Raw genomic sequence first — 16,099 nt, forward strand, 5'->3', positions numbered from 1 at the left:
TTCGAAGTCTGGCGGGCTTGCTACGGATTACTCGGCAGCGACGAGCCGCTCGACCGCCGCCTTCTTGAGCTTGAAGTCGAAGGCGAGCACGAGATCGGTGTCGGCGCCGGCCGGCGCCTTCGCGAACGTGCCGATCAGGCTCTGCTTCACGGCGAACACCGAGTCGTTGTCGAGATATTTGGTTTCGGAATCGTAGATCTGCGAAATCAGCGACTGATAGCCGTCCTTGGAGAGCATGAAGTGGATGTGGCCCGGGCGCCAGGGATGATGGCCCATGTACTTCAGCAGCTCGCCGCCGGCGCCGTCATAGGGGATCGGGTAGGGCTCGGGCGGAGCGCCACGAAGGCATATTCGCCGTTGGTATCGGTCGTGAACCGGCCGCGCAGATTATAGGCCGGCTGCTCGGGGTCTTGCAGATCATAGAGCCCGTTCGGCGCGTCTTCCCAGACGTCGATGGTGACGCCCTCGATCGCCCGTCCCGCGGTGTCGCTGATCCGCCCGCTGACCTTCACGGTCTGCGCATTGTCGAACGTCTTCTTGATGATGGAGGCGCCCTTCGGCAGCACCGGCGGGTTTTCCCGGTAGAACGGCCCGAGCACAGTGGACTCGCTTTCGCCGTCCGTCACCCGGTGGTCGAGCATGTCGACCAGCACCTCGACGCCGAGAATGTCAGCGATCAGGATGAACTCGTTGCGCTTCTCGTCCGAGATATCGCCGGCACGACGCAGGAATTCGCAGGCGGCAAACCATTCGGCGAAGGTCAGGTCGACCTCCTTGCAGAAGGCGTGCATGTGACGGATCAGGCTGGTCATGATCTGACGGTTGCGATCCGGGATGTCCGGTGAGAGCGCGGCGATCACGTGGTCGGTGATGGTGTCCTTGTTGACGTTCAGCATGGTCGTTTCCTCCTTTTCTTGCAGTTTTGATCAAACTTGCATCCCCGGTTTCGGGAATCTCGGCGCTGGCTTCACCAGACGAATTCGTAGGCGGCGTTCTCCAGCATCGCGGGCGCAGGGTGCGGGTCGGCGAGGCTGCCGAAGCGGCCGCGGAAGAACAGCAGCGGTCGCTTGCTCGGCTGCAGCGACATCTCGCGGACGTGGCCGAGGAAGATGGTATGGTCCCCGGCGATGATCTCGTCGGCGAGATCGGTCACGAAGTACGCCGCCGCGTTGGCGATGATCGGCAGCTCATTGCGCCGCTCGAAAACGTCGCAGAGGTCGAGCTTGGGCCTGCCCGCGAAGTGCCAGGCAAGATCTTCCATACCTTCGGCCAGCACGCTGACTGCAAAGCGGCCGGTGGTCTGGATGTTGCAAAGCATCCTCGCGCTTTTCGCGATCGAGATCGCGACCAGCGGCGGATCGAGCGAGACCGACATGAACGCATTCGCCGTCATGCCGTGGTCGCGTCCCTCGCAATGCGTCGTGATGATGGTGACGCCGGTGCCGAACTGGCCGCAGGCGTTGCGCAGCTCGCGCGGATCGATGGCGGTCATTGGCTGATGACCTCGAGTTGGGCCAGGCTTGATCGATTGGCCGGTGACGCAGTCACGATGTCTCGCCAGTTTTCCAGCGCTGACGCTGCGGCGGCAAGACCGGATTGCCGCAGCGAGCGGATCCGGCTGCTGGAGACGATCTCGCCATTGCCGCAGCGCACCGGCGGCAGGATGCGCGTGTTGAAGTGCTGCCGCAGCAGCTGCGCGGTGCCGCCCTTGCAGGACCCGAAGCGGAAATCCTCTCCGACGATCACTTCGCGAGGGTGCAGAAGCTGCAACTCGGCGAGAAAGTCGGCCGCGGTGCGGCTGACATAGATCTGGTTGAAGTCCGCGACGATGACATGGTCAGGCGCGAATGTTGCGATGCGCTCGAGCTTTTCGTCGAGCGAGATCAGCGCCTCGGCCTGGCCGAAATACACCTTCGGCGGCGGATCGAAAGTGTAGACCACGGCAGGAACGCCGCGGCGTTGCGCTGCCGCAATGGTCTGCCGCAGCAGTTCCTGATGGCCGCGGTGGACGCCGTCAAACGCGCCGATGGTCACGACGCTCGCCGTGAGGGCCAATTCCCCATCGCGATGGAAAGCGACAGCGGTGCTGTCAAAACCCTTGGCTAAACCTTTGCCCATGGTTCGCTCCCTTTGCCATGCTGCGCGATTGCTGCGTCAGCTGCGGCGGCCGAACGATCATCGCCGCCCGGTCCGTGCCATCTTGTCATAGCCCGAGCCGCGGCGGTCCGCGCGGTATGGTGTGATACCTTTCGCCGGCTCAGGTTGAGCGCGTAGCTTTTCCTCCGATGTCACGCCGACCAAGAGCGTGACGGGATGGTCCGGATCGGTGCGGCGACGTCCGCCGGTCGAGCGACACTAGCGGAGGAGAAGCCATGACTACGACAGCAGCCCTGCGGGCCGACGCGCCTGCGGCGACGACCAGCGTCTATTCCGGCGCGGAATTCCTGGACAGCATCCAGGACGGCCGGGAAATCTACATCTACGGCGAGCGCGTCAAGAACGTCACCCAGCATCCCGCGTTCCGCAATTCGGCGCGGATGGTGGCGCGCTGGTACGATCGTTTTCACGAGAAGAAGGATCAGATCGGCGTTCTCACCGATACCGGCTCGGGACAGATCACCCATCCGTTTTTCCTCGGCTCGAAAACGGCCGACGACCTTGTGAAGGGCCGCGATGCGATCGCCGAATTGCAGAAGGTCGCGTATGGCTGGATGGGGCGTTCGCCTGATTACAAGGCCGCGTTCCTTGGCACGCTGGGCGCGAACTCGGGCTTCTACGGCGAATATGCCGGCAACGCAAAGAAGTGGTACGCGCGGACCCAGGAGCGGCTCGACTTCTGGAATCACGCCATCGTCAATCCGCCGATCGATCGCGACCGCGCCATCGAAGAGGTGCGCGACGTCTTCATGCATGTCGAGAAGGAGACCGACGCGGGCCTGATCGTGTCAGGTGCGAAGGTGGTCGCGACCGGATCGGCGCTTACGCACTACAATTTCATTGCCCATTACGGCATCCCGATCAAGGACAAGTCGTTCGCGCTGATCTTCACAGCGCCGATGGATGCCAAGGGCATCAAGTTGATCGCCCGCTCGTCCTACGAATTCACCGCGGCCGCGACCGGCTCGCCGTTCGACTATCCGCTGTCGAGCCGCTTCGACGAGAACGACTCCATCCTCGTGTTCGACAAGGTGCTGGTGCCCTGGGAGAACGTCTTCATCTATGGCGACGTCGACAAGATCAACCAGTTCTTCCCGGCGTCGGGTTTCATCCCGCGCTTCACGCTGCACGGCGTGACCCGGCTTGCCGTCAAGCTCGACTTCATCGCCGGCCTGTTCTCGATGGCGGTGGAGGCAACCGGCTCGAAGGATTTCCGCGGCGTGCAAACCGCGGTCGGCGAGGTGATCGCCTGGCGCAATCTGTTCCACGGCATTGCCGATGCGATGGTGAAGTCGCCCATCGCCTGGCAGGGCACCGAGGGCTACAATCTGCCCAATTTGAATTACGGGCTGGCCTATCGCGTGTTTGCGCCGATGGCCTATCCGCGGATCAAGGAATTGATCGAACGCCATGTCGCGAGCGGCCTGATCTATCTGCCGTCGAGCTCGGCCGACCTCGAGAGCGAGGCGATCCGGCCCTATCTCGACCGCTTCGTGCGCGGCTCCAACGGCTATGCGGCGATCGACCGGATCAAGCTGCTCAAGCTGCTGTGGGACGCGGTCGGCTCCGAGTTCGGTGGCCGTCACGAGCTCTACGAGCGCAACTATGCGGGCAATTACGAGAACCTGCGCGTCGAAACGTTGATGGCCGCGAGCGCGACCGGCGATCTCGGCGCCATGCAGGATTTCGTGCGCAATTGCATGAGCGACTACGATGTCTCGGGTTGGACGGCGAAGGATCTCGTCAATCCCGATGATATCAACCTCGTCAGCCGCGGTCTGGTGCAAGGCTGACGATCTGGTAGACGGTTAGCTGGAGCCGCCGCGACCACGCGGCGGCTCCATCCTTGCAGAGAGAGTTCATCGCCATGTTGTTCCACGTCGAAATGGATGTCCGCATTCCACATGACATTGCGGCCGAGAAGATCGACGCGCTGAAGCAGGCGGAACGCGTTCGCGCCATGGAGCTGCAGCGCACGGGGGCCTGGCGTCATCTTTGGCGGGTGGCCGGACGCTACGCCAATGTCAGCATCTTCGACGTATCGGGTGCGCAGGAGTTGCACGACATCCTGTCCAGCCTGCCGCTGTTTCCGTTCATGGAGATTAAGGTCACGCCGCTGTGCCGACATCCGTCGTCGATCCACGACGACGATAGATAGCGCTAGTCGACGACGGTGCGCGGGCGCCGGTGGCGGCTTGAGGTGATGCTTCCGGTGACGTCGGGGTAGCCGGTCAGCGACAGCGTGTCGGCGCGCACGCCCCAGCTTTCGAGCCGGTCGAGAAAGCTCATGCCGAGCAGATTGGTTTTCATCTGCCCCCGCTGCACCACCAGCGCCGGCACCGATTTCTCGACCAGCTTGCCGACCGCGAGACGATCGAGCGTCAGCCGCGCCGCCTTGGTGTGACCGCCGGCGGTTTCCAGGTCGACGTTGTATTCCAGCATGTCGGTCGGCAGCCCGATCGCCTTGGCGGTTTCCCAGGTCAGCACGACCGAGGTCGCGCCGGTGTCGATCACCATCGGCGCGCTGACGCCGTTGATCTTGGCGCGGAACGCGAACTCGCCGCCTTGGCTGCGCGCGATCTGCACCGCAGGGGCAGAGGAGGGTGTTGAGGCCGACGCGACGATGCTACGGCCGAAGATCTGGGTCAGGTTCTCCCTCGCGCGCGCGATCTGATCGGGATCGCCATAGGCGACGACGGCGCCGGCGGTTGCCATCAAGAGCAGGATGACAAGGAGGATGCGGGTCACAGTGCGCCTCCGGTCGCGGCGGTGGCTAGGCGCGCTTCGGGCGCGGCTCCATGCGCTCGAGCCCAGCTTCGGCCATGCGCGCCGGCAAATTCGCCATGACGGACAGCCGCTCGGTGCGGTCCATCTTGTGCCAGCGCGCGATCTCCGGAAGCGTGCGGCCACAACCGAAGCAGAGCTTCGTCTTGGGGTCCATCATGCAGACTGCGATACACGGCGTTTCTGAGCTCATTCTTCAACTGTTGAACCGTTTCGGCCGCCAGTGCAAGCCGAGCGGCGCGCGATGCTGCATCACGCCCCGGCTTTTTGTCGCGAGCATGGTCCCGGCGCGAGCGCCTTCCGTTTGTTGACCTTGAAACCCGCGTCACGTTTGTCCGCGACATGCTCTACAATCCGGTGCCGGCACTCATGATCGACTTGCGGCGCACACGTTTCCGGTCGGCGCCCATCGTGGGCTCGGCGGGCTCCGGCTGCATCGGCGGCGATTCTTCCGCCATCGGCGCCAGCGCGCTCATCACCCGCTCCGGCGGCAGGGTCACGATCACTTCGGTGCCGATGCGCAGCTTCGATTTCAGCGTGAAGGTGCCGCCATGCATGTCGATCAGGCTTTTTGCGATCGGCAGACCAAGGCCCGCACCCTGTTCCGCCGACTTGATCGAGTTGGAGCCCTGGCCGAACGAGGCGAGCACGACCGGGATCTCGTCCTCGGCGATGCCGCTTCCGGTGTCCTTGACGCTCAGATATTGCCCGCCCGACGCGGTCCAGCCGACCTTCAGCCAGATTTCGCCGCCCTGCGGCGTGAACTTGATCGAGTTGGAGAGCAGATTGAGCACGACCTGGCGGATGGCGCGCTCGTCGCCCCAGATCCTCGGCATGCCATGCTCGAACACTTCGTGGATGGTGATGCCGCGGCTGGAGGCGCGCAGCTTCAGCAAATGGTGGCAGTCGGCGACGACATGCACCAGCGCCACGGCCTCTTCGTTCAGCTCGTAGCGGCCGGCCTCGATGCGCGACAGGTCCAAGATCTCGTTGATGAGATTGAGCAGGTGTACGCCGGAATTATGGATGTCGGCGGAATATTCCTTATAGACCGGCACGGCGTGCGCGCCAAAGATCTCGCTCTTCATCACCTCGGAGAAGCCCAGGATGGCATTCAGCGGCGTGCGCAGCTCGTGGCTCATCTGGGCCAGGAAGCGTGACTTGGCGACGTTGGCGGACTCGGCACGGTGCCGCGCCTCGTCGGAGATCGCCTTGGCCTGCTCCAGTTCGCCGATCAGCGCGTCCTTTTCAGCGCGGGCTTCCAGCGTCGCCAGCGTGGTCGAATGCAGGCGGTGCGCCAGCAGCGCGAAATAGCCCTCGGCAGCAAGCGCAAGCAGCGCCAGCACGTAATTGTCGAATGCGCCGTTGAGCACGAGGTCGAGCGCGATCCCGACCGTCACCGGAACGGTCGCCGCGAGTGCTGCGATCGGCAGGCTCGCCGCCAGCATGCTGGAGACCGCGATCACCAGCAGCATCAGGAACATCATCAGCGTGTTGGAAGCGAGATCGCGCCCGGCGGGGTGGATCAGGATCGCAGTCCAGCACAGGCCGTAGAGCAGGTCGAGCAGCACGAAGCGGGTCCGCCATTTGCGCGTCACCGCGACCGAGGTCGGCTCGGCGAGGAAGCGGGAGCAGCTGCGGATGATCAGGAGATGGACACAGAGGATGCCGACCGTCCAGGCGCCGGCCACGATTGGCTTCATCCAGAGGCCGAACAGCACGCCGGTCGCCACCACGAGCAGCATCACGACGTAGGACGCCGAGATCCGGGTCTGGGCGTATTGGCGAAGCAGTTCGGCGTCGAACGCCGGGCGGGTTCCACTGGTTGACGTTAACCGATCCCGTGCCTCGCGCACCCGCTGCGCAGCGACACGCCGGCTGTTCACCGGCGCCGCTACCTGAGGTCCTGCCGGAAGCGCTACAACTTCAGGCTTTTCTGCGGGATTACTCATAAACAACACAAATCCTGCCAGCGAACCGCGCGGGCCTTTTGCATTGTCTATCTGTGACGCCAAATCATTAAGCGATGACTTAAGAAGCTAAAGAAACTCGTTAACCGGGAGTTAAATTAACTTTTGGCGGGCGCGCCCGGCGAACCGCCGACGGCCTTGCGCAAGGGTGTTCGATCGCCTGCAAAAAGGGCGCGGCTGAGCCGCGCCCGTACTGTTCGCTCCGTGCCGGATCTCAGCGCTGCAAACGGGCCAGCAGGCTCGACGTATCCCAGCGCTTGCCGCCCATCTTCTCGACCTCGGCATAGAACTGGTCGACCAGCGCGGTGGCGGGCAGGGTGGCGCCGTTGCGGCGGGCTTCCGCCAGCGCGATCGAGAGGTCCTTGCGCATCCATTCGACGGCGAAGCCGAAATCGTACTTGCCTTCGTTCATGGTCTTGTAGCGGTTTTCCATCTGCCAGGACTGCGCTGCGCCCTTGGAGATGGTTTCGATCACGGCGGCGACGTCGAGGCCACTCTTCTTGGCGAAGTGGATACCCTCGGACAGGCCCTGAACCAGGCCTGCGATGCAGATCTGGTTGACCATCTTGGTGAGCTGGCCGGCGCCTGCCGGTCCGAGCAGCTTGCACATCCGCGCATAGGCGCCGGTGATGATCGGCTCCGCGCCCGCATAGGCGTCCTCAGTGCCGCCGCACATCACGGTCAGCACGCCGTTCTCGGCGCCGGCCTGGCCGCCCGACACCGGCGCGTCGACGAACTTGAAGCCGGCCTTGGTGGCGGCGGCGTCGAGTTCGCGGGCGACCTCGGCGGAAGCGGTGGTGTGATCGACGAAGGTCGCGCCCTTCCTGATCCCGGCAAAAGCGCCGTCGGGGCCGATCGTGACCGAGCGCAGGTCGTTGTCGTTGCCGACGCAGCACATCACGAAGTCCTGACCTTCGGCGGCGGCCTTCGGGGTCGGCGCGGTCTTGCCGCCGAACTTGTCGGCCCATTCCTTCGCCTTCGCCGCGGTCCGGTTGTAAACGGTGACCTCATGGCCGCCCTTTTTCACGAGGTGTCCCGCCATCGGGAAGCCCATTACGCCGAGACCGAGGAAAGCGACTTTAGCCATGTCTGATACCTTGTGATTTGCCGTGGTGATCGCCCCTTGGGACCGCCGGAAAACGTCGCGGCGGGCAGGGCATTCCGTCCATGGAAGGAGCCGCACCATACCCCCTGCGCAGCGGAGGGCAACGGCTTCGTTGGATGGCAGACCCCGGTTTTGTGCTAGGATCGGGCTACCTAAGAAGCTCACAAAAAAGGGAGTGTATCGCATGGGCATGAGCGTCGGTGTGCTCGATCATTTCAATATCCGGACCCGGAATCTCTCCGCCACGGTGCGGTTCTACGAGGACATTCTGGGCCTGGAAAAGGGTGCGCGGCCGAACTTCGCGTTCCCCGGTGCGTGGATGTACAGCGAGGGCAAGGCGGTCGTGCATCTGGTCGATATTTCCGCGACCGATGAGGCACAAAAGCCGGACTCGGGCGTCGTCCACCACGTCGCCTTTGCCAGCCAGGGCTTCGACGGGATGCGGCAGCGGCTTCGGTCCAAGGGCATGGAGTTCGACTCGCGCCAGGTTCCCGGCGGCGATCTCTGGCAGATCTTCGTGAACGATCCCAACGGGGTCATGATCGAGCTGAACTACGAGGCCGCCAAGGAAGGCGGTTCGGCAGCCCCGGCCGAGCGGCGGGACGACGTCGGAGCGCGGTAGCCTTTTGCGCTGCAACGCTCTATGGGAGGTCTCCTGGGCGTGATCCGGGAATGAGGTTTTCCGGCGCGACAAACGCGACGCGATTGCGCGGAGATCACGCCCCGCTAAAAAGCCAGGAGATGCGCGGTGAGCGTGACGCAGCAACAGGTTCTCGATTGCCTTGCCAAGGTGATGTCGCCGCGCGGCGTCCCCTTGATCAACGCCAATGTGCTGTCGGCGATCACGGTCACCGACGGCAAGGTGTTCTTCTCGATCAACGTCGATGCCGCGGAAGCCCGTGCGTGGGAGAGCGTGCGCGCGCAGGCCGAGAACGCCGTGCGCGCCATTCCCGGCGTCAGCGTCGCGATGATCGCGCTGACCGCGGAGCGCAAGGCGGGCGGCGGCGCGGCGCCCGCGCCGCGGCCGGCCGGCGGGGTCCAGCCCGCGTCCGCGCACCGTCATCCGCATCCGCCCGGCGCGCAATCGCCAATGGCGCGCCAGGCCGAGATCCCCGGCATCGCCGCCGTCATCGCGGTGGCCTCCGGCAAGGGCGGGGTCGGCAAGTCGACCACGGCGCTCAACCTTGCGCTCGGCCTGCGCGACCTTGGCCTGCGCGTCGGGCTGCTCGACGCCGACATCTACGGCCCGTCGGTGCCGCGGCTGACCGGCATCCGCGAAAAGCCGCAGCTCAATGACGACAAGAAGATGGTCCCGCTGGTGCGCTTCGGCCTGTCAATCATGTCGATCGGCTTCCTGGTCGAGGAGGACACCGCGATGATCTGGCGCGGGCCGATGGTGATGTCCGCGATCACCCAGATGCTGCGCGACGTGGCCTGGGGCACGCTCGACGTGCTGGTCGTCGACATGCCGCCGGGCACCGGCGACGCGCAGCTCACGCTGGCGCAGAACGTTCCGCTCAAGGGCGCCGTCATCATCTCGACGCCGCAGGACCTTTCGCTGATCGACGCGCGGCGCGGGCTTGCAATGTTCAAGAAGGTCAATGTGCCGGTGCTCGGCATCGTCGAGAACATGAGCTATTTCCAGTGCCCGCATTGCGGCACGCGCTCGGACATCTTTGGCCATGGCGGCGCCCGCCACGAGGCCGAGAAGCTCGGGGTGCCGTTCCTCGGCGAGGTCCCCCTGCACATCGCGATCCGCACCGCCTCCGACTCCGGCAATCCGGTGGTCGAGAGCGAGCCGGACGGCCCGCACGCGGCGATCTACCGCGCAATCGGCAGCAAGGTCCGTGAGCAGCTGCAAGGCGTGATCGCCGCCGCCTGAACCCGTGTAGTTGTCTCTGCGAGCCGAGGCGCTCCGGCGGGCTTTCTTCACAGGCCGGTCGCTCGCGGGCGATTGCTGAATCGGTTCCGCCCTGTATGTTTGTGCGGGACTGGCCGAATCATACCACCCTTCGATCAATTGAAGGCGGCCAAGGGAAGAAGCCGAAACCGCGGGAACGGTCGTGGGGCGACCATCGACATGGCAGCATCACGCGAGGCAGACAAAGAACGCAAACATCTGACGCGGGAGAAGCGCGAAGAGGCCTCCCGGGTGGCGTTCAACGTTGCGAAGAAGTCGGAGTCCATCGGCGAAGCTGCGGCGACGATCTCGAAGATGTATGGCGTCAGCAAAACAACCGCGCAAAGCTGGATCCGGCGCGGGAAGCATTTGGCCGATAAAGCCAAGAAATCGCGGGAGGCGACGCGGCGCTGATTGCCCCGGTAACCCGGTGGTTGAAAAGCAGCCGAGCGGCCCGTACGCGGCGATTTACCGCGCGATCGGCGGCAAGGTCCGCGAGCCGCGGCAAGGTGTCGGCGCCGCCGCTTGGGCCCGTATTTTTCGGCAGATTTTCCGCATCATCAGACTTTCGTTTAATTGGTGCGGTCATGCCATTGTCGCGTTTCCGTGGGGCCGCCTTCCGTGTTAAAGGGCCGACCCAGAGCGCCTCGGCGGGCCTTTGCAACCGTCCTGCCGGAGAATTGCTTGCGGTCACTGGGAAACGCCCCTCAAGGAGAAGCCTTACGATGAAGCGTCGTGATTTTTTGAAAGTTTCTGCGGCCGGCGCAGCCGCGACGGCGGTTGCCGCGCCGGCGATCGCGCAGTCCTCGCCTGAAATCAAGTGGCGCCTGACCTCGAGCTTCCCGAAGTCGCTGGACACCATCTATGGCGGCGCCGACCAGGTGGCGAAGTACGTCGCCGAAATGACCGACAACAAGTTCCAGATCCAGGTGTTCGCGGCGGGTGAAATCGTCCCCGGCCTGCAGGCGCTGGACGCGACGTCGAACGGCACGGTCGAGATGTGCCACACCGTGTCTTACTACTATGTCGGCAAGGACCCGACCTTTGCGATCTACGCGTCGGTGCCGTTCGGCCTCAACGCCCGCATGCAGAACTCCTGGTGGTACCAGGGCGGAGGTGAGGCGCTCGGCAACGAGTTCTTCAAGAAGTTCGGCGTGATCGGCTTCCCCTGCGGCAACACCGGCACCCAGATGGGCGGCTGGTTCCGCAAGGAGATCAAGACGGTCGCCGATCTCTCCGGCCTCAAATTCCGCATCGGCGGCATTGCCGGCCAGGTGCTGCAGAAGGTCGGCGTGGTGCCGCAGCAACTTGCCGGCGGCGACATCTATCCGGCGCTGGAAAAGGGCACCATCGACGCCGCCGAGTGGGTCGGTCCCTATGACGACGAGAAGCTCGGCTTCCAGAAGGTCGCCAAGTACTACTACTACCCGGGCTTCTGGGAAGGCGGCCCGACCGTGCACGCCTATTGCAACCTCGAGAAGTGGAACGCGCTGCCCAAGAACTACCAGGCGATCCTGACCAACGCGACCGCCAACGCCAACACCTGGATGGCTGCGCGCTACGACATGCAGAACCCCTCGGCGCTGAAGCGGCTGGTTGCCAGCGGCACGCAGCTGCGTCCGTTCACCAACGAGGTGCTCGAGGCCTGCCTCAAGGCGACCAACGAGCTGTGGGGTGAGATCTCGGCCAAGAACGCCGACTTCAAGAAGTCGATCGATGCCATGCAGGCGTACCGCTCCGACCAGTATCTGTGGTGGCAGGTCGCCGAGTACACCTTCGACAGCTTCATGATCCGCTCGCGCACCCGCGGCTAAGAGCGCTTCGAGCGTTCGCGAGAAGAGAACGCGCCACAAGCTTCGACTTAAGTAGCCCGGCCCCCGCAAGGGGGCCGGGTTTTTTGCGTCTGGCATTCGCCGGGGGGATGTTCCATGCTCGCCGCCGAAGCCTCGGCACGAAGGCGGCGCGTGATCGGTTACCGGTCATGACGGCAAAGAAAAGCGGCGCGACGATCGCAAGCAGTCGACGCTCGGACAACACAATCATACAGGGTGGAATTCAAATGAAGCGAAGAGATTTCATCAAGGTCACGGGCCTCGGCGTGGCGGGTGCGGCAACGGTCGCAGCTCCCGCGATCGCGCAGTCGATGCCGGAGATCAAGTGGCGCCTGACCACGAGCTGGCCGAAGTCGCTCGACACGCTGCACGGCGGCGCCGAGCTGATGGCGAAGGCGGTCGGTGAGGCCACCGACAACAAGTTCCAGATCCAGACCTTTGCCGCCGGCGAGATCGTGCCGGGCCTGCAGGTGCTCGACGCCGTGCAGAACGGCACGGTCGAGATGGGACATACCGCGCCGTATTACTATTTCGGCAAGGACCCGACTTTCACCTTCGGCTCCTCGGTGCCGTTCGGGCCCAACATGCGCCTCAACCAGGCCTGGTTCATGCTGGGCGGCGGCAAGGAGCTGCTCAACGAGTTCTACAAGAGCTACAACGTCACCTCGCTGCTCGCCGGCAACACCGGTTGCCAGATGGGCGGTTGGTTCCGCAAGGAGATCACCAGCGTCGACGATCTCAAGGGCCTCAAATTCCGCATCGGCGGCTTTGCCGGGAGGGTGATGCAGAAGCTCGGCGCGGTGCCGCAGCAACTCGCCGGCGGCGACATCTATCCGGCGCTGGAGAAGGGCACCATCGATGCGGCGGAGTGGGTCGGTCCCTACGACGACGAGAAGCTCGGCTTCTACAAGGTCGCGCCGAACTATTACTTCCCCGGCTGGTGGGAAGGCGGCCCGATGCTGGTGGCGATGATCAACCTCGACAAATGGAACGCGCTGCCGAAATACTACCAGCACGTACTCGAGCAGGCAGGCCATCTCGCCAACAACTGGATGATGGCGCGCTACGACCAGGCCAACCCGGTCGCACTGAAGAAGCTGCTCGCGGTCGGCACCAAGCTGCGGCCGTTCCCTTCTGCGGTGATGGAGGCCTCCTTCAAGGCCGCCAAGGAGCTGCACGCCGAGGTCGCGGCAAGCAATGCCAATTTCAAGAAGGTCTATGACTCGCTGACGTCGTTCTCCAACAACGGCTATCAGTGGTTCCAGGTCGCCGAAGTTGGATATGACAATTTCATGGCGCGCCACTCTCAGGTCTGACGCCGTGCACCTTCAACGCAGGCAGAAATCCCGGGGCAGGGCTCCGGGATTTTTGTTCGGAGCCGGCGAGCGCTGGGCGAATGGATGCCTTTTCGCCGGATGAATGCTTTTTGGCCCCGATTCGTGCTAGCGTTGCGGAGGAGCATGAATCAGGGCGCCATATGCGTTTCCTCGGTCTTTTCCTTCGGACGCTGTTTCTGATCGTCGTGGTGGTCATCACTGCACGCGTCGCAAGCCCGCAAAACGAAACCATCTGGTCCGCCTACGAGACGCCGTCCGATTTCTTTCGCACCCTCCTGGGCGCCGCGGTCTGCCTGTTCATCGCCGCTCAGATATTCACGTATTCGAGAGATCCGGTTGAAATGCGCAGGTGGGTCGTCATCGGGGGGGCCGCGCTTCCGCTGGCGCTGCTTTGCGCGGCCGTCATCTGGTAGGCGGCTTCGCGGGTCGCATCGGGCATTGTCGGCCGAAACCGGCGCGACGGTCAGTAACCGAGCCCGTCCACCGAGCTGCACCTCAGGCGGTAGGTGTCACCCCGTCTAGGGGACGATTTCCGCAACGGAATACTGTCCAGCCGCGTTCTTACAAATCGTGGACCGTTCGATGGGGTGACCTCGAGGGTCACTTTCACAAGCCAGTATCCCATCGGCGCGTAGGGCAGCTCTTCAGCATGCAGAACCCTGGCCGTGCAGTCGTTCGGGTTGGCGGGAGAGGCCTCGGCGTTCGACAGGGCGCCCAGGCATAGCGCTGCTGTCAACGACACGATGCCCAAGGCAGCACGTTTCATGGCGTGTTTCCTTCACAAGGCGTTGGCCTGACACGGTGCCGGGCGGTTGCCATTGGCGCGATCCCGCCGATCAAAACGGAAACGGGAACGCGCGCACCGGGACGCGGCTCTCGAAGCTCATTCCGGTGGCCGGTCCAGTGCGGTAATGGCCGTTATAATGCCCGCCGCCTGGGCAGTAGTTCGGGTCCTGGCGCGCCTGATCGTCGATCCTCCGGCGCGTGCTCCGCTGGTGATTGCGCGTCTGCCAGCAGCGACAGTCCTGGTCGCAGGCAAGCCGTACCCGGACGGCGCCTGCGGGGTGTTGCGACGACAGCCTCGTGACGTGCAGGGGCGCCGCGCTGGCGTCCAACGCCATCACGGCGATAGCCGCAGCGATGAGAAACAGCAGCGTAGCGTTTTTCATATTTGTCCCATCGAACTGATCAGCGTGAATCCCGGGAGCCGATTCAATTGCCGGTGCGTGCCACTACTTCTTCGGCAATGGCTTTGGCGGCGATGGTGGGGGCGTTGGCGCGCTCGCCTGCGGAGCCGGAACCACCGGGTTCTTCTGGACGGTCGGCCCGCCGAGATTGCTCGGCTTTTTCGGGCCGCCGACCGCGCTCTGTGCGGCCGCCGATCCCGCCCAGATCGCGAGCAGGATTGCCGCCAAAGTCAGCATGTTTTTCATTCGCCGGCTCCTCCAGTTCGTGTCTCGTGTGTCGCATTGGTCAGCGGACAGGAGGCCCATTTTCGCTGACCCGCTGCGCCGTGGCGGCGGGCGCGTCGTCGAGGACGCATTTGCGCCAGTCGTTGGATGCGCAGTTGGTCGGCCATCCGCCGCCGAGCGCCATGAACAGGGCGGCGCTGTCCGAAAGGCGCGTCGCCTGCGCCTGAACGCGGACCACCGCGGCCGTCAGGTAGACTTGCTGGGCATTGAGCACGACGACCTGGCTGACCTGCCCGAGGGCAAGCTGCTTCTGAATGATGTCGAGGCTGGCCTTGGCGGCGAGTTCGGCCTTGACCGCAGCCTGCAGGGCGCGCGCGTCGGCCTGCAGGCTGCGCAGGGCGTCGGCGACGTTCTGCATCGCCGTGACCACAGCCTGCCGATACAGCGCGTCGGCCTGGTCCACCGCGGCCTCCGCGGCCTTCTGCTTGTGGTAGAGCGTCAGGCCATCGAAGATCGGCTGGGTCGCGCTCGCCGCGATGGCGTAGAAGCTGGTTCCCGGCGTGAACAATTCGGCCAGGGTGAAGGCGGTGGCTCCGGTATTTCCAGTGATCGTGATGTTGGGCAACCGCGCCGCGATCGCCACGCCGATCTGGGCGTTCGTCGAATGCAGTAGCGCCTCCGCGGCCCTGACGTCCGGACGCTGGCGTATCATCTTGCTCGGCAGGCTCACCGGCAGGTTTGCGGGGAGCGCGAGGAGGTCGAGCGTAAACTTTTGCAGGATCTCGTCAGCCGAGAATTGCCCGGCCAGCGAGGTCAGCAGGTCGCGCTGAACCGCGAGCTGCTTTTCCAGCGGCGGCAGCAACTGCTCGGACTGGGCCAGCGCGGCCTCCTGCGCCAGCACGTCGACCTGGGCGGCGCTGCCTGCGTTGAACTGGTTCTTCACGATCTCCAGGATGCCGCGTTCGATCTTCACGACGCGCTGGATCGCGCCGATCTGGCCCCGAAGCGACGCTTCCTGGATCGCCGCGGTGACGACATTGGCTGTCAGCGTCAGGTAGGCCGCTTCCAGCTGGAACAGTTGCTGCTCGGAGATCGCGTCGAGACTCTCGACCGCGCGAACATTCTGGCCCCAGATGTCGGGGACGAAACTGACGTTCAATTGCGCGGTATGCAGCGAGAACACCGAAGGGGACTGGCCGCCCGGGCCCGAGCTCGACGCGCCGGAAATCTGCTGCTGCGACGGCGTGTAGTTCGCACCGATTTGCGGGAAGAACAGCCCGCGCTGGGCCAGCGCGTTGTATTGCGCGATCCTGATCGACGCTTCAGCCGCCTGCAGGGAGGGGTTGTGCTCGACCGACATTTTGATCAACTCGTCGAGCGGCTTCGACCGGAATGCCGTCCACCATCGCAGCGACACGTCCTCGCCGCTGACGAAATGCTGCTTCGGTACGCTGGGGCTCCCGGCGTTGGTGCTGGGGGAGGCCAACTTCTCCGGTGTGTAGCGATCGACGTCTGGAGCGGCCGGCGGCACGAAATTCGGACCGACCGCGCAGCTCGCAAGCATGAGGGCTGCGGCCGCTACCGCCAGCGCGCGCATGGGGA

Annotated in this window: 17 protein-coding genes and 1 pseudogene; 8 read left to right on the forward strand and 10 right to left on the reverse strand. The window is 64.2% G+C overall.

Translation table 11 applies throughout. The annotated features are described in order from the left end of the window. Positions 1-27: 27 nt before the first annotated feature. The 3 genes and pseudogenes from AKN84_RS16780 to AKN84_RS16790 form a co-directional block, all read right to left on the reverse strand. Positions 28-896, reverse strand: a pseudogene (locus AKN84_RS16780) (dioxygenase family protein). Positions 897-967: 71 nt separating this feature from the next. Next, entirely contained in the window at positions 968-1,492 is a 525-nt protein-coding gene (locus AKN84_RS16785) for a flavin reductase family protein (RefSeq protein WP_050421789.1), read from the reverse strand. Further along, positions 1,489-2,118, reverse strand: coding sequence for an FAD synthetase (locus AKN84_RS16790; protein WP_244485213.1), 630 nt, complete (start codon positions 2,116-2,118; stop codon positions 1,489-1,491). The genes AKN84_RS16785 and AKN84_RS16790 overlap by 4 nt, the downstream gene beginning before the upstream one ends. 254 nt (positions 2,119-2,372) lie before the next feature. Here AKN84_RS16790 and AKN84_RS16795 point away from each other — a divergent pair, with 254 nt between their 5' ends. Beyond that, positions 2,373-3,950, forward strand: coding sequence for a 4-hydroxyphenylacetate 3-hydroxylase N-terminal domain-containing protein (locus tag AKN84_RS16795; RefSeq protein ID WP_050421790.1), 1,578 nt, complete (start codon positions 2,373-2,375; stop codon positions 3,948-3,950). 74 nt (positions 3,951-4,024) lie between these two features. Beyond that, on the forward strand, positions 4,025-4,315 hold the full coding sequence (catC, locus tag AKN84_RS16800; protein ID WP_050421791.1) for a muconolactone Delta-isomerase: 291 nt from the start codon (positions 4,025-4,027) through the stop codon (positions 4,313-4,315). 2 nt (positions 4,316-4,317) lie between these two features. Here the strand turns inward: catC and AKN84_RS16805 are convergent, their stop codons facing one another. From AKN84_RS16805 to AKN84_RS16820, 4 genes are all read right to left on the reverse strand, one after another. Further along, a complete protein-coding gene (locus AKN84_RS16805; protein WP_050421792.1) occupies positions 4,318-4,905 on the reverse strand; it encodes a TIGR02281 family clan AA aspartic protease in 588 nt (195 codons plus the stop codon). A 25-nt stretch (positions 4,906-4,930) separates the two neighbouring features. Further along, complete coding sequence (locus tag AKN84_RS16810) at positions 4,931-5,134, reverse strand: DUF1289 domain-containing protein (protein WP_050421793.1); 204 nt, start codon at positions 5,132-5,134, stop codon at positions 4,931-4,933. Positions 5,135-5,288: 154 nt separating this feature from the next. Continuing rightward, positions 5,289-6,893 carry a sensor histidine kinase gene (locus tag AKN84_RS16815; protein ID WP_050421794.1) on the reverse strand — a complete coding sequence of 535 codons (1,605 nt, stop codon included), beginning with the start codon at positions 6,891-6,893 and terminating at the stop codon, positions 5,289-5,291. A 232-nt stretch (positions 6,894-7,125) separates the two neighbouring features. Next, positions 7,126-8,028, reverse strand: a complete 903-nt coding sequence (locus AKN84_RS16820; RefSeq protein WP_283805524.1) for an NAD(P)-dependent oxidoreductase — start codon at positions 8,026-8,028, stop codon at positions 7,126-7,128. Positions 8,029-8,200: 172 nt separating this feature from the next. Here AKN84_RS16820 and AKN84_RS16825 point away from each other — a divergent pair, with 172 nt between their 5' ends. The 6 genes from AKN84_RS16825 (at position 8,201) to AKN84_RS16855 (ending at position 13,498) form a co-directional block, all read left to right on the forward strand. After that, the gene (locus AKN84_RS16825) at positions 8,201-8,638 is read left to right on the forward strand and encodes a VOC family protein (RefSeq protein ID WP_050421829.1); all 438 of its coding nucleotides are present in this window, start codon (positions 8,201-8,203) and stop codon (positions 8,636-8,638) included. 126 nt (positions 8,639-8,764) lie between these two features. Further along, positions 8,765-9,898, forward strand: a complete 1,134-nt coding sequence (locus AKN84_RS16830) for an Mrp/NBP35 family ATP-binding protein (protein WP_050421796.1) — start codon at positions 8,765-8,767, stop codon at positions 9,896-9,898. 198 nt (positions 9,899-10,096) lie between these two features. Next, positions 10,097-10,330: a hypothetical protein gene (locus tag AKN84_RS16835; RefSeq protein ID WP_050421797.1), complete on the forward strand. Its 234-nt coding sequence runs from the start codon at positions 10,097-10,099 to the stop codon at positions 10,328-10,330. A 311-nt stretch (positions 10,331-10,641) separates the two neighbouring features. Then, on the forward strand, positions 10,642-11,730 hold the full coding sequence (locus AKN84_RS16845) for a TRAP transporter substrate-binding protein (protein ID WP_050421799.1): 1,089 nt from the start codon (positions 10,642-10,644) through the stop codon (positions 11,728-11,730). Between the two features lie 245 nt (positions 11,731-11,975). Further along, complete coding sequence (locus AKN84_RS16850; protein WP_050421800.1) at positions 11,976-13,064, forward strand: TRAP transporter substrate-binding protein; 1,089 nt, start codon at positions 11,976-11,978, stop codon at positions 13,062-13,064. An 80-nt stretch (positions 13,065-13,144) separates the two neighbouring features. After that, positions 13,145-13,498, forward strand: a complete 354-nt coding sequence (locus tag AKN84_RS16855) for a hypothetical protein (RefSeq protein WP_050421801.1) — start codon at positions 13,145-13,147, stop codon at positions 13,496-13,498. Positions 13,499-13,921: 423 nt separating this feature from the next. On the opposite strand, the gene AKN84_RS16860 is transcribed toward AKN84_RS16855, so the two are convergent. From AKN84_RS16860 to AKN84_RS16870, 3 genes are all read right to left on the reverse strand, one after another. Beyond that, positions 13,922-14,254 (reverse strand): hypothetical protein, encoded by a 333-nt coding sequence (locus AKN84_RS16860; RefSeq protein ID WP_050421802.1) that lies wholly within the window; start codon positions 14,252-14,254, stop codon positions 13,922-13,924. A gap of 63 nt (positions 14,255-14,317) precedes the next feature. Next, positions 14,318-14,518: a hypothetical protein gene (locus tag AKN84_RS16865; RefSeq protein ID WP_050421803.1), complete on the reverse strand. Its 201-nt coding sequence runs from the start codon at positions 14,516-14,518 to the stop codon at positions 14,318-14,320. Between the two features lie 40 nt (positions 14,519-14,558). Then, positions 14,559-16,094, reverse strand: coding sequence for an efflux transporter outer membrane subunit (locus AKN84_RS16870; RefSeq protein WP_244485215.1), 1,536 nt, complete (start codon positions 16,092-16,094; stop codon positions 14,559-14,561). Positions 16,095-16,099 lie beyond the last annotated feature (5 nt).

Source organism: Bradyrhizobium tropiciagri (genome assembly GCF_001189845.1).
Lineage (GTDB): Bacteria > Pseudomonadota > Alphaproteobacteria > Rhizobiales > Xanthobacteraceae > Bradyrhizobium > Bradyrhizobium tropiciagri.